Here is a 20312-nt window from a genome sequence, read left to right on the forward strand (position 1 = left end):
CGATACATGTTTTCGTGGACGAGACCGGCAAAGCCCGCAAGCTTGCGCAGCAGGATCGTGATCGCATGGGCGGCGTCATCGCCCGGCCCGACCCGGTCGACGAAGCGGCTGGCGGTCTTGGACAGGTCGTTCAGCGCCAGCCAGCCATCGGGCGAGAACCGGTCGCGGATATTGCCGGCGGAATAGACTGCGCTGTCGATATCGCGCATCAGGCTTTTGGGAAGCGCCGCCTCCGAAAGATCAAGGCCCGCGTTATCGAGATAGGCTTCGACCCGCGTCAACAGCGCCTGTCCGCGGTCGTCGACCTCGGCGAACCGGCCGTGCCATGCGCGCAGGATACGCAGATTGCCTTCCGCCCGCTCGATATAACGGCCGAGCCAGAACAGGTTGTCGGCGGCGCGGCTCGGCAGGTTTGCCGGGTGGTTGCGCGGCACCCTGCTTTCGCGGGTCAGAAGCGTCGGCGTTGCGACCGGCGTCTTGCTCACCACCCAGACATCGGCGGCCCTTCCGCCGGCCTGCATGGCGATCGCGGCGACATCGTCGGAGGAGCCGATGCGGGCAAACCCGCCCGGCATCAGCTTCCAGCCATCATCGGTGCGGGCGGCGAACACGCGCAGCGAGAAGGGGTGCGGCTCCAGCTTGCCGTTGATGAAGGCGGGCGCGGTCGAAAGCTTCACCGCCTCCTGGCCGACAAGCCATGGTCCACGTTTTTCAAGCCAGCGGTTAACCGCGCCGGGCCGCCGCTCGCCAAGCCGCTTGCCGGAAAACGACAGGCCGGAATCGTCGAAGAAGGGCTGGCGGGAATAGGCAGGTCCGATCAGCATCTGGTCGAGATTGGCGGCGACATGGGCGCGCTCGTTTTCCTGCCCGCACCACCATGTCGCGATCGACGGGATTTTCAGGTCCTCGTTCAGAAGCCTGCGCGAAAGGGCCGGCAGGAAGGCCAGCAGCGCGCGGGTTTCGACAATGCCCGAGCCGAGCGCATTGACCATGGTGAGATTGCCGGCGCGGATGGCGCTGACCATGCCGGGCGTGCCGATGCGCGAATGCTGGTTGAGTTCCAGCGGATCGGTGAAATCGGCATCAAGCCGCCGCCACAGCACGCTGACGGGCATCGGCCCGGCAACGGTGCGCACCATCAGCCGGTCGTTGACCACAATCAGGTCCTCGCCCTCCAGCAGCGAGATGCCGAGATAGCGGGCGATATAGGCGTGTTCGTAATAGGTTTCGTTGGCGGGGCCGGGGGTCAGCACCCCGAACCGGCCTTCGCCGCCATAGGTTCCCGACTGCAACGCATCGCGAAACGCGCCGAAGAAGGAGGCGACGCGGCGCACATGCATGTCGCCGTAGATACCGGAAAAGGCGCGCGATGCGGCAACCCGGTTTTCAAGCGCGAAACCGGCGCCGGAAGGGGCCTGGGCGCGATCAGATAGCACCCACCATTTACCTTCTGGCCCGCGCCCGACCTCGAAGGAAATGAAATGCAGGTAATTGCCGCCGGCGGGCGTGACGCCGACGAGCGGGCGCAGGAACTCGCTGTTGGAGGCGACCAGCGCCGGCGGAATGAAGCCTTCCGCGACCAGCCGGTTGTCGCCGTAGAAATCGGCCATCATCGCTTCCAGCAGGTCGGCGCGCTGCTTCAGCCCCTCGGCCAGTTCCTGCCATTCGTCGTCGTCGATGATGACGGGGATGTGGGAGAACGGCCATGCACGGGTGTCGTCCTGGCCGTCATAGGCCCGGTAGAACACGCCGGCGTCGCGCAGATAGCGATCAGCCCGCGAGAACCGTTCGGCGAGTTCGTCGGTGGTCATGCCGGACAGCGCGTTGACGAAGGGTTGCCAGACCGGGCGCACCTTCCCCTCGGCGTCGACCATTTCGTCGGGGATGCCGGGGAGGGGTGCATAATTGCCGGCGTTCCAGGCGATCGCGGGCTCCGCCTCGCTATCCTGTTCGACCCTGTGCCGTTCAGCGGAATGCTCCGCTTTCGCCTCTGCCATCTGGCGCGTCCCTGCCGCCCGCGATAATAGGCCGCTTCCCGCTATCGAAAAGCTTCAGCCGCGTTGATAATGTCGATACGGCGGGAGACCTGAGGCTTCCGCCGTTTTGCCGGAGCCTCGCCCAGCCTCGTGGCGAATCGCAGGCGAGACGCGGTCTTGCGATGTTACAATCCGGCCGGCCGTCTGAGATCGAGCGTCAGCGGGAATTCCGGTGACGCGGCCTCGTTGAAAACGGCATAGCCGCCGGCGGTGTGGCCCGAGGCTTCGAACCGCGACAGACGCCGCGCCTCCGCCTCGTTTCCGTTGACCGGAAACGTCTCATAATTGCGCCCGCCGGGATGCGCAACATGATATATGCAACCGCCCACCGATCTTGCCGACCATGTGTCGTAAATGTCAAATGTCAGCGGCGAATTGACCGGCAGGACCGGATGGAGGCCCGAGGCCGGTTGCCACGCCTTGAACCTGACGCCTGCAACTGAAACGCCTGATTTATCGGTGGGTTTCAGCGGCACCTTGCGGCCGTTGCAGGTGACGATGTAGCGCTCCGGGGCATTACTTTCCAAAAGCACCTGAAGCCGCTCGACCGATGAGTCGACATAGCGCACCGTGCCGCCTGCCGCGCCCTGTTCGCCCATCACGTTCCACTGTTCCAGCGCCTGTCGGAGCTCCAGCCGGTTGCCCTCATATTCGACCTCGCCGAAGAAGGGGAAGCGGAACTGAAGCTGCGCCTCGAACCATTCCGGGCGGAGTTCGAGGCCGTTTTCCTTCAGGTCCTGCAGCACATCCATGAAATCCTGCCAGATGTAATGCGGCAGCATGAACCGGTCGGAAAGCGCGGTGCCCCAGCGCACGAATTTTCCTTCCAGCGGGTTCTTCCAGAAACGGGCCAGAAGGGCGCGCACCAGCAATTGTTGCGCAAGGTTCATGCGCGCGTTCGGCGGCATCTCGAAGCCGCGGAATTCGACCAGCCCGAGCCGGCCGGTCGGGCCGTCCGGCGAAAACAGCTTGTCGATGCAGATTTCGGCGCGGTGGGTGTTGCCGGTGACGTCGATCAGCAGATTACGGAAAAGCCGGTCCACCAGCCATGGCAGCGGCGGCATGACGCCGGCCTGCGGGTGGGGGATCTGCGCCATCGCGATTTCGAGTTCGTAAAGCGCGTCGTGGCGCGCCTCGTCGATGCGCGGGGCCTGCGAGGTCGGGCCGATGAACAGGCTCGAGAACAGGTAGGAAAGCGAGGGATGGCGCTGCCAGTGCAGCACAACGCTTTTCAACAGGTCCGGGCGGCGCAGGAACGGGCTGTCGCCGGGGTTTGCCCCGCCGACCACGACGTGATTGCCGCCGCCGGTGCCGGTGTGGCGCCCGTCGATCATGAACTTGTCGGCGCCTAGCCGCGTCTTGCGTGCTTCCTCGTAAATCGCGGTCGTGGTCTCGACGCATTCCTTCCAGTTCGCGGCCGGATGGATGTTGACCTCGATGACGCCCGGATCGGGCGCGACCCGGATGACGTTGATGCGCTCGTCATCCGGCGGCGCATAGCCCTCGATATGGATCGGCAGGCCCAGTTTCTCGGCGGCTCGCTCGGCGGAGGCAATCAGATCGAGATATTCCTCAAGCGCCGTGGTTGGCGGCATGAACACGCAAAGGCGGCCGTCGCGCGGCTCCACCGAGATCGCGGTGCGGACATAGCCGCCGATCGAATGGCCGGGCGTCGGCCGCGCCGCCTGCGGGCTTTCCTCAAACGGAACGAAGCGTGCTTTCGGCAGCTCTCTCCCTTCATCCTGGCGGAAATCGGGAAGCGGATCGCGCCGCACCGACGGGTCCATCGGATTGATGAAAGGATATTGCGATTCCGGAATCCATGCCAAAGCATCGAGCGGCAGGCGGAAGCCGATCGGGCTGTCGCCGGGGATCAGGTAAATCCGCCCGCGCCGCGTCGTCCATCGGTCCGAGACCCATTTCAGGCCTGAGGCGCGGCCCTGCCAGGCCTGAACCGGCAGCACATAGCCGGTCGGCCGCGTCAGCCCGCGCTCGAAAACCTTGGTGATCCTCGCGCGATCCTCGGCGCTTTTCAGCTTCGAATTCGAGGGGTCGACATTTTCCGGCAGATTGCCCTCCCGGATCAGCCATTCCGCCGGATCCTCGAAGGCGGGGGAGACCATTTCGGGCTCGATGTCGAGCTCGTTGGCGATCGCCTGCAGCAGCCTTCCGGCATCGCTCTCATCGACCTTGGTATCGTTCGTCTCCTCGGCCACCAGCGACTGGTTGTTCCAGATCGGGATGCCGTCCTTGCGCCAGTAAAGCGAGAAGGTCCATCGTGGCAGGCTTTCGCCCGGATACCATTTGCCCTGGCCGTAATGCAGGAAGCCGCCGGGGGCGAAGCGCTCGCGCAATCGCCGGATCAGTTCGTCGGCCAGCGCCCGCTTGGTGGGACCGACCGCGCCGGTGTTCCACTCGTCGGATTCGAAATCGTCGATCGACACGAAGGTCGGTTCGCCGCCCATGGTCAGCCGCATGTCGGTCTCTTCAAGCAGCTTGTCGACCTTTTCGCCAAGCGCGTTCAGCGCGTCCCAGCTGTCATCCGAAAACGGCTTGGTGATGCGCGGGTGCTCGGCGACACGGGAAATCGTCATGTCGAAATCGAACGAGGTCTCTGCCTCTCCGAAATAGCCGCCGGTGATCGGCGCGGCATTGCGGTAATGCGGCGTGGCGGCCAGCGGAATGTGGCTTTCGCCGGTCAGAAGCCCGGAAGTCGCGTCAAGCCCGATCCAGCCTGCGCCGGGCAGGAACACTTCCGCCCAGGCATGCAGGTCGGTGAAATCGTGATCGGTGCCAGCCGGGCCGTCGAGCGCCTTCAGGTCCGGCTCGAGCTGGATCAGGTAACCGGAGACGAAACGCGCGGCGAGCCCCATATTGCGCAGGATCTGCACCAGCAGCCATGCCGAGTCGCGGCACGAGCCGGACTTGCGCTCCAGCGTCTCCTCCGGCGTCTGCACGCCGGGCTCCATGCGGATGATGTAGTCGACATCATGCTGGAGGTTGGCGTTGATGCCGACGATCATGTCGACCGTGCCCTGGCCGGGCGTGAGGTCGAGTTTTTCCATATAGGCCTTCAGAAGCGGCCCCATCGGCTCCGGCGTGCGGTAGATCGACAGGTCTTCGCTGATCGCCTCGTCGTACTCGAACGGGTATTTCGTCGCCTGTTCCTCGACGAAGAAGTCGAAGGGATTGTAGACCGACATGTCGGCAACCAGATCGACCTCGATCTTGAATTCCGTCACCGGCTCCGGGAACACGAAACGCGCCTGGTAATTGCCGTAGGGATCCTGCTGCAGATTGACGAAATGATTGTCCGGCGTGACCTTGAGCGAATGGCTGATCACCTTGGTCTTGGAATGCGAGGCGGGCTTCAGCCGGATGATCTGCGGGCCGAGATTGACCGGCTTGTCATATTTGTAGTGCGTGAGATGGTAAATCGCTGCTTTGATAGACATATGCGTCCTTGCCTGCCTCCGGGCGCGCGGCTTGAAGCCGCATTCGCCCTTCAGTATTCCCCTGTCTTTCAGGCGAGTGTGGGCAAAGCACGGCGATAAAGCAAGGCGGATTACCGGGCGCGCTTGAAAATCCGGAAACCGGCTTCTCAATCCAGCGTGGTGTTGAAGCGCGTCACCGCAATTGTGATGGCGACGAGGGCGATGGCGGCGAGCATGGCGCTGTCGAAGCCGAGCACGGTGATGTCGGCGCTCTTCAGCATGATCGCGCGCACGATCCGCAGATAATGCGTCAAAGGCAGGCATTCGCCGAGATACTGCGCCCATTTCGGCATGCCGTCGAAGGGGAACATGAAGCCGGACAGAAGAATGCTCGGCAGGAAGAACATCATCGACATCTGCACCGCCTGAAGCTGGTTCTTCGCGATGGTCGAGAAGGTGTAGCCGATCGACAGGTTGGTGACCACGAAAAGCAGGGTCAGCAGCGCAAGCGACCACGGATCGCCGAGGATCGGGACGTCGAAGATGAACAGGCCCGAGACGATGATCAGCGCCGCCTGGAACGCGCCGACCACGACATAGGGCATGATCTTGCCCATCATGATCTCGATCGGCCGGATCGGCATGGCAAGCAGGTTTTCCATTGTACCGCGCTCGATCTCGCGGGTGACGGCGAGCGCGGTGAAGATCAGCAGCGTCATCGTCAGGATGGTGCCGAGCAGGCCCGGCACGATGTTGAGCGTCGACTTGCCGGCCGGATTGTAGCGGCGGTGCTGGACAATGGTGTAGGGCGGGTCCTGCGGCGCGTCGATGCGGATGTGCCGCAGGCCCGCAAGCGAAGTATTGATGACGCCCGACAGCGCGCCGAGCGCGGATGACGCGGCGACCGGATCAGTGGCGTCGGCTGCGACCAGCAGCGATGGCGACAGGCCGCGGCGCAGGTCGCGCTCGAAATTCGGCGGGATTTCCACCACGAACAGCACCTCGCCCGATTCCAGCATCCGGTCCATCGCATCGGGCGTGGTCGCCACGCCGGTAATGTCGAAGAAGTCAGTGTTCTGAAGCGAGGCCAGGATGGCGCGCGAGGCGTCGGTGCTCTCGCCCATCATCACCGCTGTCGGCAGATGGTGCGGCGTCGTATTGATGGCGAAGCCGAACAGCAGCAACTGCATGATCGGCAGCATGATCATCATGCCCATGGTTAGCCGATCACGGGCCATCTGGATGAATTCCTTGATCGTCATCGCCCAGAAGCGCCGGAGCGGGGCGAAGCTCTGTGTCCGCTCAGCCGTCATCGAAATTATCCTTCGATGAACCCATGAGATAGATGAAGGCATCCTCCAGCGTCGTCTCGCCGGGTCTGCAATGCGTATCGGGCCGGTCGCGATAGGGCTGCAGGGCTCGCTCAAGCGCGTCGCGATCGCGGCCGCAGACGTGGAGCGAGGCGCCGAAGGGGGCGACGAGATCGACGCCCTCGGCCTTTTCCAGCTCCGCCTGCAGCGCGTGAACGTCGGCGCCGGTGATCAGGTAGCTCTTGAGGTTTGCCGAGGCGACCACCTCGTCGACCGTGCCCGTCACCATCAGCTTGCCATAGGCCATGTAGGCGATCTCGTGGCAGCGTTCGGCCTCGTCCATGTAGTGGGTGGAGACCAGCACCGACAGGCCGTCTGCGGCCAGCGCGTGGATCTCCGTCCAGAACTCGCGCCGCGCCTTGGGGTCGACGCCGGCGGTCGGTTCGTCGAGCAGCAGCAGGTCGGGGTCGGGGAGCGTGCAGGCACCGAGCGCGAGCCGTTGTTTCCAGCCGCCTGAAAGATTGCCGGCAAGCTGCTTCTCGCGCCCGCCGAGCCCGAGCCGTTCAATCGCCTCGGAAACCCGCTTCCTCGGGTTGCTAAGCCCGTGGATGCGCGCGACGAAATCGAGGTTCTCGCGGATGGTGAGGTCCTGATAAAGCGAAAACCGCTGGGTCATGTAGCCGACGCGGCGGCGCAGCTTCTCGCCGTCGCGGGTGATGTCGTAGCCGAGGCAGGTGCCGGAGCCGCTGTCGGGCGTCAAGAGACCGCAGAGCATGCGGATGGTCGTGGTCTTGCCGGAGCCGTTCGGCCCCAGAAAGCCGTGGATCGCGCCCTTCTTCACGCTCATCGTCAGGTGATCGACCACGGTGCGGCCGCTGAAGCTCTTGGTGAGGTTCTCGACCGAGATGACGTTTTCGTCCGTGTTCATGACCGGCCTTCCAGCGTGACTTCCACGGGCAGGCCGACGGGTAGCGTCGCGGGGTCGGAAGGACGGGCCCTGACCCGGTAGACCATCTTCGCGCGCTCCTCCCGCGAGAAGATTTCCGGCGGGGTGTATTCGGCATCCTCGGCGATGAAGCTGACGGTCGCTTCCCCGGTCTTGCAGCCATCGCAGGTGAAGCTGATCCGGTCGCCGGTCGCGATCGCCGCGCGGCTCTGCTCCGGCACGAAGAATTCGATGTTGACGTTGTCCGGCGGCAGCAGCGAGATCACCGGACGACCGGCGGGCGCCACTTCGCCGACGCGGTAATAGACCTGCTGGACCTTGCCGCTGGCCGGCGCGGCCACGGTCTTCAGCGCGAGCGTGGCTTCGGCATTGGCGAGATCGCCTTCAGCCGCCGCGACCTGCTGCTCGGCCTGCGCGATCTGCTGGTCGCGCTGCGGCAGTTTGCCGAGCGCGATCTGGGCGTTGATCTTGTCGAGCGCCGCCTTGGCCTTTGCGTAATTGCTGACCGCGTCATCAAGATTGGCTTCGGTGCCGCTTTGCTGCTTCACCAGCGCCTTCGCGCGGGTGAGGGCTTTCTGGGCGTAGTCGAAGGTAGCTTCCGCTTCGGCGCGCGAGGCTTCGAGCGCTTCAAGCTCCTGCTCCCGGTCCATCGGCGCCTTCGCCAGAGACAGCGCCGCCTTCGCCTTTTCCAGATTGGCGCTGGCGGTTTCCACGGCGGCCCGCTCGCTGTCGGCCTGCAGCGTGAACAGGGTCTGGCCCGCCTCCGTCTGATCGCCTTCGGAAACGGTGAGTTCGGTCAGGCGCGCGGTCGAGGTGGCGCCGACATAGACCATGTCTGCCTCTACCCAGCCGAGCCAGCCCTGATGGGCGTCCGGGCGGAAAAACACAAAGCCGGCGGCTGTCGCAATCGCGAGCGCAACCAGGATGAGGGCGAGCTTTTTCATGGCGTTTCCCTTTCCGGTGACAGGAACAGGTTGTCGAGGCTCACTTCGAAGGCGGCGCGCCGGTCGAATGCGCCAAAGGGGGAGAACAGCATTCCCCAGATCGCCGATATCAGGATCGGCGCCACCACCATTTGCGGCACCTCCAGCACTTTGGCGGAGCGCAGTTCGCCGCGATCATGCGCGATTGTCAGCAGCTTTTGGACCAGTTGCATGCCGGGGCGGATCAGGTTGGCGTGGTAGTAGGCGGCGACGTCGGGAAAGTTCGGCATTTCGGTGATCATCAGGCGCAAAAGGTCGGCGCGTTGGGTATCCAGAACCTCGGATTCCACAAGTGCATAGAAGGCCGAGAGGGCCTTGCGCGGAGACTGTGGCGAGGCTTCCAGGATACCGGCGCCGTGCGCAATCAGCGGCGCGAGATCATCGCTGATCAGTGACTTGAACAGGCTCTCCTTGTCGGGAAAGTAAAGATAGACCGTGCCCTTGCCGACCCCTGCGGCCTTGGCGATGTCCTCGATCCGGGCGCTGGCAAACCCCTTCGCGGCAAAAGTCGAGAGTGCGGCATCGAGGATGATCCGTCGCCGTTCTTCCTGGCTCTTGCTCCGCACCGGGCGCTTTTGATCCGCCATCTCTCAACCTTCTAATATGACTGACCAGTCAGTCATATCTTTTGTCGGATCATTTTGCAACCCGTAGGATGAGGAAGTGGGCGGGATAGGACGGGGCCTGCCTTCCAGGCGATCCCAAGCGTTTGGGAATGCGCCGACGGTCAGTGCACGGTGCCAATCGCTGGGCAAACCGGCTGGAAGCTATTCCGCTGCCGCTAGAGGGCCGTCGCCATCATTGCTGAAACCGGGAGCGGGGCCGATCGTCGTTGCCGGCGTCAGGGCGTAGTCCAGCAGCTTCTTCAGCAGAAAGGGCGGTTTCCGGTCTACCAGGACTGCGAGCGCATTCCTGACGCTTGCGAACTCGCGTTCGATTTCGCCTGGATAGTCCGGCAGTTCGGAAAGGCGGATCAGGGCGTTGATCCATTCCCCTTCCGCGACCGCAAGGCCGCCGCCGGCCTTGAGGACGGCATTGGCGGCCACCGCCATATCCTGCCCGCGATTGCCGAACACCGTCATGCCGCCGTCATTGCCGGTAGCGGCGAACGCGCCGCGCCAGCGGCCGAGGCCGGAAGCGCCGCAAAGTTCAAGAAGTGTGCCGTCGGCCGCGATCCTGGCCATCAGCGTCAGGCCTTCCGGCAATGCGGCGCGCGTGCCCGAAAGGGCAAGGGCGTCGCGGCGCACGGCGCGCGGACCGCTGAAATCGATCATGGAGAGCGGCCGGCCGGACTGAACCGCAAACAGGCTCTCATCGATGCAGCGCGGGGCCGCCGGCGTTTTGATGCCTTGGCTTCGAAAGCGATAGACGTGCATTGGGATCAGTCCCGGTGAGATCGAAAGTGAGCACAGAACTTTTCGAAGGCCGAAAGGTTCCGCGAATCATCTGCTGTTTCGTCAGCGCTATAGCGCGGCCCAATGTCAAACGCACGACGGGCGGCCGCGAAACCGCGAAGCCCGGTGCCGGCCCCTCCAGGCTTGCAAGCCGGTGCAAAAGGGGCTAGGCCCCACCCGTAGTGATCGGCTGCCCTGCGGGTGCGCTTTGCAGGAGCGTCGACAAGCAAGAAAATTCTAGCAGGAAATACCCCCATGGATCGCCGTACATTCTTCAAGAAGGCGGGTGTCGCTTCGGCCGGCGCCCTTGCCCCGGCCGCGCTCGCCGCTCCCGCAATCGCCCAGGAAAACCCGAAGCTGAGCTGGCGTCTGTCGTCGGCCTTCCCGAAGTCGCTCGACATTCTCTATTCCGGCGCGACCGGCATTGCCGAGCGCGTCAGCGCGGCGACCGACGGCAATTTCGAGATCCAGGTTTATGCCGGCGGCGAGATCGTTCCCCCGCTGCAGGTGCTGGACGCCGTGCGCGACGGCACGATCGAAATGTGCCACACCCCGTCCTATTACTATATCGGCCAGGACATGACCTATGGTCTCGGCACCGCCGTGCCTTTCGGCATGAATGCGCGCCTGAAGAATGCCTGGCTCTATCAGGGCGGCGGCAATGAACTGTTCAATGATTTCTTCGCCGAAAAGGGCGTGTGGGGCCATCCGGCCGGCAATACTGGCGCGCAGATGGGCGGCTGGTTCTCCAAGGAGATCAACTCGGTCGAGGACCTGAAGGGCCTGAAGATGCGCATTGCCGGCCTCGCGGGCCAGGTCATGGCCAAGCTCGGCGTGACCCCGCAGCAGATCGCCGCCGGCGACGTCTACTCGGCGCTGGAGCGCGGCACGATCGATGCCAGCGAATTCGTCGGCCCCTATGACGATCTGGCGCTCGGCCTCGTCAAGGTCGCGAAATACTACTACTACCCGGCATGGTGGGAAGGCGGCCCGGTCATCCACGCCTTCTCCAATCTCGACAAGTTCAACGAACTGCCGGCAAGCTACCAGCAGATCCTGACGGATGCCTGCGACGCGGTGAACCTCGACATGCTCGCCCGCTATGATGCCGGCAATCCGAAGGCGCTGCGCCAGCTCGTTGCCGATGGCGCCGTGCTGAAGCCGTTCAGCGAAGAGATTCTCGACGCCTGCTACGCGGCCTCGCAGGAAACCTTCGCCGAGATTTCTGCCGAGAATGAATGGTTCAAGACCATTTACGACAGCCAGCAGGAGTTCAAGAAGGACGCCTATCTCTGGATGCAGCTCGCCGAATTCTCGTTCGACAAGTATATGATGGTCCAGCAGCGCAAGGGCAATCTCTAAAGATTGCCGGGTCCAGAGACCTGATTCCGAACGGCCCGGGAGCGATCCCGGGCCTTTTTGCATGCGATTGACGCTGCGCCCGGGAGGCCGTAAGTCGTTTGTCGCAGTGCGAAAAAGAAAGGTCTTGGGAACAGTGACGGATCGGGTTGTAATTGTCGGCGGTGGCCAGGGCGGCTTCGCGGTGGCCGCGAAATTGCGGGCGCTGAAGGATGAACGGGACATCACGATCGTCGGCGCGGAGCAGGTTCCGCCCTATCAGCGGCCGCCGCTGTCCAAGAAATACCTTCTCGGCGAGATGAGTTTCGACCGGCTGCTTTTTCGCCCCGAAAGCTGGTACGGCGAAAACGCGATCGACCTGCGGCTCGCAAGCTTCGTGGAGCGCATTGACCGCGACGCCAGGCAGGTGCTGCTGCAGGATGGCTCGACCATCGAATACGGCACGCTGGTGCTGGCGACGGGGGCGACGCCGCGCGTGCTGCCGAAGGCGATCGGCGGCGATCTCGACGGCGTCTACGTGATGCGCGACAAGCGCGATGCCGACCTACTTGCCGAGGCGACGCGCCCCGGCGCCAGGCTTCTGGTTGTCGGCGGCGGCTATGTCGGGCTCGAGGCCGCGGCGGTCGCCCGCAAATTCGATGTCGATGTCACCGTGATCGAGATGGCGGACCGGATATTGAAGCGGGTGGCTGCGCCCGAAACCGCCGATATCATGCGCGCCGTTCATCTGGCACACGGCGTTCATATCCGTGAAAACTGCGGCCTTACCCGCCTTGAGGGCGAAAACGGACGTGTCGTCCGTGCGGTGCTTGCGGATGGCACTACGCTGGACGTCGACATGGTCGTCGTCGGCATCGGCGTTGCGCCGAACGATCAACTGGCCAAGGATGCCGGTCTTGCGGTCGGAAACGGGATTACGGTGGACGAATTCGGACGGACCTCGGATCCTTCGATCTTCGCCGTCGGCGACTGCACCGAACTGCCGTTCGATGGCGGCCGCATCCGGCTCGAATCCGTTCCCAACGCCGTCGATCAGGGCGACGCGGTGGCCGCCGTGATCGCGGGCTCGGGCGAACCTTACGTGCCGGAGCCCTGGTTCTGGTCCGATCAGTATGATGTCAAGCTGCAGATTGCAGGCTATAATGGCGGTTATGATCATACCGTGGTGCGCCAGGGCGCGCGGGAGGGGGCGGCTTCGGTCTGGTATTTCCGCGGCGACAGGCTTCTGGCGGTCGATGCCGTCAACGATGCGAGGGCCTATGTCTGCGCCAAGAAGCTTCTGGCGGCCGGCAGCAACCCTTCGCCGGACGTTATCGCCGATCCCGCGACCGATCTGAAGGCGCTTGCCGCGCAGTGACGGTTTCAGGCCGAACGGCGAGACCTCGTCATATAACGTATTTGTATTTGCTGAAATCATGTGCAAAGTAGATTTAGTGGTTCGTGAAATGCAACCAGTTAGCAATAACAAAGGGATGCGTTCGCGATAGAGCAGGGGAACGGGGTATTGTCTTTACGGGTAAGAGGCGGACCAAGAGCGCGCACGACCTTGAGTGACGTAGCTCGTATTGCTGGCGTAAGTCCGATCACGGTATCGCGTGCGCTCAGGGAGCCGCACAAGGTCAGCGACAAGCTGCGCGAACAGATTCTCGAAGTCATCGAGGATATCGGCTATGTGCCGAATTTCGCGGCGCGCGCGCTGGCAAGCCGCCACAGCGGAACGGTCGCCGTTCTGGCGCCGATTCTGGAAATGAGCGGCTTCTTCCATGCCGCCCACGGGATCGAGGACAGGTTCCATTCAAGCGACGTCACCACGCAGTTCGCCAATATCGGGCTTGATGCCGCCGAGGAGGCCAAGCTGATCAACCTTTTCGTCGCGCAGAATCCGGCGGGCATCATCCTCGAAAGCGTGGCCGAATTTCCGGTCAACAAGCCGCTGATCACCGAGCTCGGCTGCCCGGTCGTGCAGATGATGGATACCAGCATCACACCGCTGGACATGGGGGTGGGCATTCGCAATCGCGCGGCCGCGAAGGCGGCGGTCGAGCATCTTCTTTCCAAGGGCTATCGCCGGATCGCCCTTCTGGGCGGCGGCAAGGATATCCGCTCGCGCCGCCGGTTCGAGGGCTATCAGGATGCGCTGGCCGAGGCCGGGCTCTACGATCCGAACTATGTTTTCGAGGCGAGCGGCAGCAGTCCGCTGGAACAGGGCATGAAGCTCGTTTTCGATCTCGGCAAGCGCCTGCCGCAGATCGACGCGGTGTTCTGCCATAATGACCGGCTGGCGCTCGGCGTCTATTTCGGCGCGCAGCAGATCGGCCTCAAGGTGCCGGAGGATCTCGGCATTTGCGGATATAACGGCGTCGACTTCGCCGATGTGGAGGAGTCGCCGCTGACCTCCGTCTACGTGCCCCTCTACGATATGGGTTACAAGGCCGCCGAGATGATCATGCGCTACCTGAGCGAGGGCGAGCGCCCGAAGAAGGCGGTGGAACTGCCGTTCGAGATCATCGAGGGCGCTTCGACGCGGCGTTAACTCGCCGCCTTGGCGACATGCAGGCCGCATTCGCGCTTGGCGTCGTTTTCCCACCACCACCGACCGGCGCGCTCCGGTTCGCCCGGCTTGATCGCGCGGGTGCAGGGCTCACAGCCGATCGAGGGATAGCCGCGGGCGTGGAGCGGATTGATCGGGATGGCGTTCCGATCGACATGGGCGCGGATATCCTCAAGGCTCCAGTCGGCAAGCGGGTTCACCTTGGTGAGGTCGCGGGCGGCATCCGCCTCGGCATAGGGTGTGGTCGCGCGGTTGCCGGACTGGCCGCGGCGCAAACCGGTGATCCAGTACGCCGCGCCATCCAGGGCCCGGGCCAGCGGCTCGAGCTTCCTCACCTGACAGCAGGCGTGGCGGGCTTCGACGCTTTCGTAAAACCCGTTGCGGCCATAATTCTTGACATAGTCATCGACTGCGGCGGTCTCGGGGCGGAAGCGCTCGATGCGGATGTTGTAGCGCGTTTCCGTCTCGGTGATCAGCGCCTCTGTTTCGGGAAAAAGCCGGCCGGTATCGAGCGTGATGATCCGGATATCGAGACCGGCGGTCGCGATCGCCTCTGTGATCACCTGGTCTTCGATGCCGAGGCTGGTGGTGAAGACCGTCGGCTGGCCGGTTTCAGCGATCAACCGCAGCCGTCCGGTCAGGTCGAGTTCGCCGAGTGTCTTGTCCAATTCAGTTACTGTATCGCTGTTTGTCATAAAACTTGCCTCTCGAAATAATTGCCTATCAAAAATTTCGCATAGTTTGACGACTATAAGGGAGGCCGGCAAGGTACCTGTTTGCCGAAATGCGAGCCGGCTGGACAAAAGCTTCGCATATGAGCCGGCATCGTAGAAAGCCGGCACTTTTCCGCGGTCAGACGCCGCCCTTTTCGTCGTAGCGGCGGGTTTCCTCGCGCATTTCGCCGATCGAGGCGCGGTCCTGCTCATCGACCTCGCGGTTGCGGGCGCGCTGGAACTTGATGCTGTCGGCGAGATAGGCGCGTGACAGTCCGTGATAGAGCGGTTCGCGCGAGATCAGCCGCGAGGCGATGTAGCCCAGCATCGAGGTCGCCATCAGCGTGATGATGCCGTCGTGATTGTCGGTCATTTCCAGAATGATGACGAAGGCCGTCATCGGCGATTGCACCACGCCCGCGAAATAGCCCGCCATACCGAGGATCGCGCCAAGCCCGATGCTGACGCCGAGCACATCGGCAATCGTGGAGCCGAAGGCCGCGCCCACCGACAGCGACGGCGCGAACAGGCCGCCCGGAATGCCCGAAGCCATCGACAGGAAGGTGGCGGCCAGCTTGCCGATGAAGAAGACGGGACTGATCGACCCGCCCTCGATCACGGTCCGCGCCTGCTCGTAGCCCGTGCCGAAGGTCGCGCCGCCAAAGACGATGCCGATGACGGCGACGGCGAGGCCGCAGGCGCCGGCGAACAGCGCCATGCGCTTGATCGGCGCCGCCTGCGCCCAGCGCTTGATCCGCCGCGCCGCCTTCAGCGAGTAAAGCGAGAACAGCGCGCCCAGAAGGCCGCCGCCAATGCCGCAGACGAACACGGCAACCCATTCCTCCGGCTTGATGGCGATGGCCGAGGCCTGGCCGAAATAGGTATAATTGCCGGCGAGCCCGATCGCGGCGAGGCCGGACAGGATGATGGCGGAGACCACCAGCCCGTTGGCGCGCGATTCATAGGCGCGGCTCATCTCCTCGATGGCGAACACGATGCCGGCGAGCGGCGTGTTGAACGCCGCCGAAATGCCTGCGGCCGAGCCCGCGACGATCAGCCCCCGGGTCTGTATCATCTTCCCCCAACGCGCCGTCTGGATCATGATCGAGGCGCCGACCTGCGCGGTCGGTCCCTCGCGCCCGATCGAGGCGCCGCAGAACAGGCCGATGATGGTGATCAGCACCTTGCCGGTGGCAACCCTGAGATTGAGTAGCCTGTGCTGGCTTTCGACGTCGTGCAGATGGCGCGCGGCGATCGCCTGCGGAATGCCGGAGCCCTGCGTGTTGGGGAACCACCGGGTCGACAGATAGGAACACAGCATGAAGCCGAGCGGGGTGAGCACCAGCGGCAGAAATGGCGACCAGGCGCTCGACTGGCGCATCATCTCGAACAAGTGATAGGCATGGTCGGCGGCGCGCGCAAAACCGACGCTTACCACCCCGATCATCACCGCGCCGATCCAGAATACGAGCCGCGGCTGCCAGACCCGCCATGATCCCCACATCACCCGTGTGCGGCGGACCATCTTGACGTTCTTGTAATAGGGGCGCATGGCTCGGCTTTCGCGGCAATGTCAGTGTTTCGGCAGTCCGCGGCCCGGCGGCATAAAGCATCAGGATACGGGGTGAAGCTGACCCGTTATCCTCTTGGCCTTGAAGGATTTCAAGGCTCTTTCCGGCAAAAAGAATTGATCATTCGCACTTTATGTTACGGCGCGTCCGAAGCGTGATCGGGCGTCGCTCGGCCCGGCGGATTGCGGGCAAACATGGCGCGTCGCCGCGCCGCCTTCATTGCGCGACCGGCAGCCGTTCGGTCTGCGGCGCCCTGATGAGCGAAGAACAGTTGCTTATCATATCCTTCCTCACTATCGTCTCGGCAATATTTGTAATTTTGGAAGGGGATGTCCAATGACGATTCTTGAGCAGCAGGAACTGAATGCCGACAAGATGCGGGGACGCTGGGGATGGGTGCTGGCCTTCGGCGTGTTGCTGATCGTCCTGAGCCTCATCCTGCTTGGCAATCTGGTGGTCGCCACCGTGGCGTCGGTGGTGTTTTTCGGGGCAATGCTGATCGTCGCCGGCGTAATCCACCTGTCGCAGCTTTTCTACAATCGCCGCACCGGGCATGTCGCCTTCTGGCTGATCTCCGGCCTGCTTTACGTGCTGGCCGGCATCTTCGTGATGCGCAATCCGATGCTCGCCTCCGGCGTGTTCACCATCATGGTCGGCATCTCGCTTGCGATCGCCGGCGGCTTCCGCATCTATCTCGGCATGACGATGCGTCCGGTCAAAGGCTGGGGCTGGATTATCTTTTCGGGCCTGGTGCTGATCCTCGCCGCGGTGTTGATCGCCTCCAACTTCCCGCAGAACAGCCTGTGGCTGCTCGGCCTGTTCGTGGCCGCGGACTTCCTGGTCTACGGCTTTTCCCTGGTGGTCTTCGCGCTTGCGCTGAAGCCGCGCAAGGAAGCGTGATGGCTTCCGACGGCAGCATGCGCCACGTCGCGCTCGGCGGTTTCGGCGCGCCTGACGTCATGTCGATCGCATCCGGGCCGCGCCCGACGCCGGGCCCCGGCGAAGTGCTGGTCAAGGTGGCGGCTGCGGGCGTCAACCGCCCGGATGTCGCCCAGCGGCAGGGCAATTACCCCCCGCCGCCCGGCGCGAGCCCCATTCTTGGCCTTGAGGTCGCGGGAACGGTGGCTGGGCTTGGCGAAGGCGTGACCGGGTTTGCGGTCGGCGATCGGGTCTGCGGGCTTGCCAATGGCGGCGGCTATGCCGAATTCTGCATTCTGCCGGAAGGTCAGGTTCTGCCCGCACCGGACGGCTTGGACGATGTCAGCGCAGCCGCGCTTCCCGAGACCTTCTTCACCGTCTGGGCGAACCTGTTCATGATGGCAGGCCTTGAGAAGGGCAAGAACGTCCTGATCCATGGCGGCACCAGCGGGATCGGCACGACGGCGATCCAGCTTGCGAAGGTCTTCGGAGCGTCGACGATCTTCACCACCGCGGGCTCGGCCGAAAAATGCGCGGCGGCGGAGCGGCTCGGCGTCGATGTCGCTATCAATTACCGCGAGAAGGATTTCTCCGAGGTCATCAAGGAGACGTCCGGCGGCGTCGATATCATCCTCGACATGATCGGCGGCGCCTATTTCCAGCGCAACCTTTCGGCGCTTTCCAGGGATGGTTGCCTTTCGATCATCGCCTTTCTCGGCGGCCCGAAGGTGGAAAACGCCAACCTGATGCCGATCATGCTCAAGCGCCTCAAGGTGACCGGGTCGACCATGCGTCCGCGCACCGACGCGGAGAAGCGCGAGATCCGCGACGAGTTGCTGGAAAAGGTCTGGCCGCTCATTGCCGCGGGCAAGGTCAAGCCGGTCATCGACCGGGTGTTTGCCTTCGAGGATGTCGTGGAAGCCCACCGGCGCATGGAGGGTGGCGACCACATCGGCAAGATCGTTCTCACATTCGATTGACGGGATAGAGGCATGTCCAACCCGGTTCTGGTGGAAGTCACCCGTGGCGATGTCGTTGAAAGCCGGCATCGCGGCATGATCGCCGTGGTCGATGGCGGGGGCGCGGTTGCCTATGCGGCCGGCGATATCGAGGCGGCGGTGTTCCCGCGCTCGGCCTGCAAGGCGATCCAGGCGCTGCCTTTTGTCGAAAGCGGGGCGGCGGACGCCTTTGGCTTCGGCGACCGGGAGATCGCGTTTTCAGCCTCGTCCCATTCGGGAGAGGATGGCCATGTCGCGCTCGCCGGACAGATGCTCGCAAGGGCGGGGCGCGGCGTTGACGATCTTGAGTGCGGCGCGCACTGGTCGTCCCAGCAAAAGGTGCTGATCCATCAGGCCCGCACCCGCGAAAGGCCGGATGCGCTCTGCAACAATTGTTCGGGCAAGCATTCCGGCTTCATCTGCGCCTGTGTGCACCGGGGCATCGACCCCAAGGGCTATTCCGGCTACGACCACCCGCTGCAGGCCGAAATCCGGGCGGCGATGGAAGATGTCACCGGCGCGCCGGTCGGCCGCGATCTCTGCGGCATCGACGGCTGCAACATTCCGACCTATGCAGTTCCGCTGAAGGCGCTGGCGCAAGGCTTTGCGAAACTCTGGACCGGGGAGGGGTTGTCGCCCTCGCGCGCCAAAGCGGGGAACCGCATTCTGTCGGCCTGCATGGCCGAGCCCTGGTATGTGGCCGGCACCAAGCGCGCCTGCACCGAACTGATGTCGCTCGCGCCCGGGAAAATCTTCGCCAAGACCGGTGCCGAAGGCGTGTTCTGCGCGGCGCTGCCGGAAAAGGGTCTCGGCATTGCGCTCAAATGCGAGGACGGAACGACGCGCGCCGCCGAAGCGATGGTGGCCGCCGTGCTCGCGCGTTTCATCGATGACGCGGCGATTGCGGCCAAGCTTTCGGACATGGCCGCCCCAAAGCTGAGGAACTGGAACGGAACCGATGTCGGCGCGGTTCGGGCGGTTCTGCCAAACTAAGCTTACCCGGCAGGCGCGAGCAGCCGCTTGCGCAAAGCGTTCAACTCGGAAAGCAGCGACTGCGCCTGATCAAGACTGCATCCGGTCTTCAGCGCGATCGCCGCCGCGACATTGCGGGCCTTGGCCTGCGCGGCACGGCCCTGTTCGGTCAGGGCAAGGTCCACCCGCCGTTCATCCTCACGCCCGCGCTGGCGCCTGATATAGCCGGCGGCCTCAAGGCGCTTCAAAAGCGGCGACAGCGTGCCGGAATCGAGTCCCAGCCGTCGCCCCAGCTCGTTGACGGTCAGCGGCTTGCCCTCCCACAGCACCATCATTGCCAGATATTGCGGATAGGTCAGGCCGAGCTCGGCAAGCAGCGGCTTGTAGGCGCGTTGAAAAGCGTGCTCGGTCGCATAGACGGCGAAACAGAGCTGGTTGTCGAGGTTCAGAAGCGGTTCGGGACCGTCGTGTTTATGATGTTCCATGGGCCCAATATAATATGCGAAAAAGAGTTTGTAAAATTATATTGTGTGCAATTAAATTGTGTACTATATAAATAGCCGACGCTTGACGGGGAACAGAACCCGTCGCTCGCGCGTCCTGTCAACAGGTTCGAACAGATGCGCCATCGGCGCGAAGGAGAACGAAGATGATCAAGACACTGTACACCACCAAAGCCACCTCCACCGGTGGCCGCGAAGGCACCGCCCGCACCGAGGATGGCTCGTTCGAGGTTAAGCTCACCCCGCCGAAGGAAATGGGCGGCCCGGGTGGTGAAGGCACTAATCCGGAGCAGCTTTTCGCCGCCGGCTATTCCGCCTGCTTCACCTCCGCTTTGTTCAACGTTGCCGGCAAGAAAAAGGTCAAGCTGCCATCCGAAACGCGGGTGACGGCAACCGTTGGCGTTGGCCCGCGCGATGATGGCGAAGGCTTCGGCATCGAGGTTTCGCTCTCGGTCGCCATTCCCGGCATGGATCGCGCGGAGGCTGAAGAACTGGTTCACGCAGCCCACATCGTCTGCCCCTACAGCCATGCGCTGCGGGTCAACTACGAAGTGCCGGTTTCGGTTACGGAATAGGCCGGGACGACTGTCGGCGCTAGAACCTTTCCGCATTTCACGGAAACGC

17 protein-coding genes are annotated in these 20312 nt (G+C 63.5%); 7 read left to right on the forward strand and 10 right to left on the reverse strand.

Annotated elements, in window-relative coordinates; translation table 11 throughout:
• From B4E36_RS14860 to B4E36_RS14890, 7 genes are all read right to left on the reverse strand, one after another.
• Positions 1 to 1997: circularly permuted type 2 ATP-grasp protein (locus tag B4E36_RS14860; RefSeq protein ID WP_345900523.1), on the reverse strand; the 1997-nt coding region annotated here is incomplete at its 3' end.
• A gap of 164 nt (positions 1998 to 2161) precedes the next feature.
• Positions 2162 to 5491, reverse strand: a complete 3330-nt coding sequence (locus B4E36_RS14865; RefSeq protein WP_292057497.1) for a DUF2126 domain-containing protein — start codon at positions 5489 to 5491, stop codon at positions 2162 to 2164.
• Between the two features lie 146 nt (positions 5492 to 5637).
• Positions 5638 to 6783, reverse strand: a complete 1146-nt coding sequence (locus tag B4E36_RS14870) for an ABC transporter permease (protein WP_292057499.1) — start codon at positions 6781 to 6783, stop codon at positions 5638 to 5640.
• A complete protein-coding gene (locus B4E36_RS14875; protein ID WP_292057500.1) occupies positions 6773 to 7708 on the reverse strand; it encodes an ABC transporter ATP-binding protein in 936 nt (311 codons plus the stop codon). The genes B4E36_RS14870 and B4E36_RS14875 overlap by 11 nt, the downstream gene beginning before the upstream one ends.
• A complete protein-coding gene (locus B4E36_RS14880; protein ID WP_292057502.1) occupies positions 7705 to 8670 on the reverse strand; it encodes an HlyD family secretion protein in 966 nt (321 codons plus the stop codon). The genes B4E36_RS14875 and B4E36_RS14880 overlap by 4 nt, the downstream gene beginning before the upstream one ends.
• The gene (locus tag B4E36_RS14885; RefSeq protein ID WP_292057505.1) at positions 8667 to 9296 is read right to left on the reverse strand and encodes a TetR/AcrR family transcriptional regulator; all 630 of its coding nucleotides are present in this window, start codon (positions 9294 to 9296) and stop codon (positions 8667 to 8669) included. Before B4E36_RS14885 ends, B4E36_RS14880 begins: the two co-directional genes overlap by 4 nt.
• A gap of 180 nt (positions 9297 to 9476) precedes the next feature.
• Positions 9477 to 10085, reverse strand: coding sequence for an adenine deaminase C-terminal domain-containing protein (locus B4E36_RS14890; RefSeq protein WP_292057506.1), 609 nt, complete (start codon positions 10083 to 10085; stop codon positions 9477 to 9479).
• A gap of 273 nt (positions 10086 to 10358) precedes the next feature.
• On the opposite strand from B4E36_RS14890, the gene B4E36_RS14895 reads away from it, so the two are divergent.
• The 3 genes from B4E36_RS14895 to B4E36_RS14905 all read left to right on the forward strand — a co-directional run bounded on the left by B4E36_RS14895 (position 10359) and on the right by B4E36_RS14905 (position 13995).
• Positions 10359 to 11465, forward strand: coding sequence for a TRAP transporter substrate-binding protein (locus B4E36_RS14895; protein WP_018065465.1), 1107 nt, complete (start codon positions 10359 to 10361; stop codon positions 11463 to 11465).
• Positions 11466 to 11598: 133 nt separating this feature from the next.
• Positions 11599 to 12819, forward strand: coding sequence for an NAD(P)/FAD-dependent oxidoreductase (locus B4E36_RS14900; RefSeq protein ID WP_345900528.1), 1221 nt, complete (start codon positions 11599 to 11601; stop codon positions 12817 to 12819).
• A gap of 189 nt (positions 12820 to 13008) precedes the next feature.
• On the forward strand, positions 13009 to 13995 hold the full coding sequence (locus tag B4E36_RS14905; protein WP_018065463.1) for a LacI family DNA-binding transcriptional regulator: 987 nt from the start codon (positions 13009 to 13011) through the stop codon (positions 13993 to 13995).
• On the opposite strand, the gene B4E36_RS14910 is transcribed toward B4E36_RS14905, so the two are convergent.
• Positions 13992 to 14708: a phosphoadenylyl-sulfate reductase gene (locus tag B4E36_RS14910; RefSeq protein WP_292057512.1), complete on the reverse strand. Its 717-nt coding sequence runs from the start codon at positions 14706 to 14708 to the stop codon at positions 13992 to 13994. The genes B4E36_RS14905 and B4E36_RS14910 overlap by 4 nt on opposite strands.
• Before the next feature lie 157 nt (positions 14709 to 14865).
• Positions 14866 to 16278: a chloride channel protein gene (locus B4E36_RS14915; RefSeq protein WP_345900524.1), complete on the reverse strand. Its 1413-nt coding sequence runs from the start codon at positions 16276 to 16278 to the stop codon at positions 14866 to 14868.
• A gap of 355 nt (positions 16279 to 16633) precedes the next feature.
• Between B4E36_RS14915 and B4E36_RS14920 the strand changes: the two genes are divergently transcribed.
• From B4E36_RS14920 to B4E36_RS14930, 3 genes are read left to right on the forward strand one after another with little or no spacing between them, the layout of a single operon-like run.
• Entirely contained in the window at positions 16634 to 17197 is a 564-nt protein-coding gene (locus tag B4E36_RS14920) for an HdeD family acid-resistance protein (RefSeq protein WP_345900525.1), read from the forward strand.
• Positions 17197 to 18195 carry an NAD(P)H-quinone oxidoreductase gene (locus B4E36_RS14925; protein ID WP_345900526.1) on the forward strand — a complete coding sequence of 333 codons (999 nt, stop codon included), beginning with the start codon at positions 17197 to 17199 and terminating at the stop codon, positions 18193 to 18195. Before B4E36_RS14920 ends, B4E36_RS14925 begins: the two co-directional genes overlap by 1 nt.
• Before the next feature lie 12 nt (positions 18196 to 18207).
• Positions 18208 to 19206, forward strand: a complete 999-nt coding sequence (locus B4E36_RS14930) for an asparaginase (protein WP_292057523.1) — start codon at positions 18208 to 18210, stop codon at positions 19204 to 19206.
• 2 nt (positions 19207 to 19208) lie between these two features.
• On the opposite strand, the gene B4E36_RS14935 is transcribed toward B4E36_RS14930, so the two are convergent.
• A complete protein-coding gene (locus B4E36_RS14935) occupies positions 19209 to 19670 on the reverse strand; it encodes a MarR family transcriptional regulator (RefSeq protein WP_345900527.1) in 462 nt (153 codons plus the stop codon).
• 167 nt (positions 19671 to 19837) lie between these two features.
• Between B4E36_RS14935 and B4E36_RS14940 the strand changes: the two genes are divergently transcribed.
• Positions 19838 to 20263: an organic hydroperoxide resistance protein gene (locus B4E36_RS14940; protein ID WP_292057529.1), complete on the forward strand. Its 426-nt coding sequence runs from the start codon at positions 19838 to 19840 to the stop codon at positions 20261 to 20263.
• Positions 20264 to 20312: the final 49 nt, after the last annotated feature.

Source organism: Martelella sp. UBA3392 (genome assembly GCF_002358775.1).
GTDB lineage: Bacteria > Pseudomonadota > Alphaproteobacteria > Rhizobiales > Rhizobiaceae > Martelella > Martelella mediterranea.